Origin of the sequence: Prevotella sp. HMSC073D09 (assembly GCF_001814145.1) — a bacterium.
Lineage (GTDB): Bacteria > Bacteroidota > Bacteroidia > Bacteroidales > Bacteroidaceae > Prevotella > Prevotella conceptionensis.
Map to the genome: position 1 here is coordinate 111,577 of NZ_KV815079.1, position 671 is coordinate 112,247.

General features: G+C 39.6%; 1 protein-coding gene. It reads right to left on the reverse strand.

Annotated features, from left to right (window positions below):
- Nucleotides 1–380: 380 nt before the first annotated feature.
- A partial coding sequence (locus tag HMPREF2955_RS16515; protein ID WP_210401282.1) for a hypothetical protein occupies nucleotides 381–671 on the reverse strand: 291 nt, incomplete at its 5' end.

A 671-nucleotide genomic window follows, 5' to 3' on the forward strand; every position in this document is an offset into this window, starting at 1 on the left:
TTGGTGCTAAACGCAAGGCGTTTTGGTGCTAAATACAAGGTGTTTTGGTGCTAAATGCGAGACAAAAAGCATAAACATCCACAGCAATTGTATAAACAAAACCTTTAAGAGCCATGAAATACATGGCTGAAAAGGGCAAAATAACGGTTAAAAAGTAGGGTTTTAGGGGCTAAAAGTGGCAAATTGGGGTTGAAAAAATACGAGCCAGCAACCAAAATAGAAAGGCAAAATGGTGCAAAATGCAGGTTATAGGCTTAAAAATAGACAACCCCCAAGGCGTGAAAAGCGAAAAACAGTGACCTTTTACCTACTTTTCAACCAACATTCTCGCTAGAATGGAGCGAAATTCAGAGCGGTATTGTAAAATTAAAGATAAAGATTTAAGTTTTTGAGTTGATGGGTTTATAAGTTTGTGAGTTGGTGAGCTTGTGAGTTTTTGAGTTGGTGAGTTGGTGAGTTGGTGAGTTGGTGAGCTTGTGAGTTTTTGAGCTTGTGAGTTTCTGAGCTTGTGAGTTTGTGAGTTTTTGAGTTGGTGAGTTGGTGAGTTGGTGAGTTTTTGAGCTTGGGAGTTCTTGAGTTGGTGAGTTGGTCAGTTTTTGAGCTTGGGAGTTCTTGAGCTTGGGAATTGATGAGTTGATGAGCTTGTGAGTTTTTGAGCTTGTGAGTTTCTG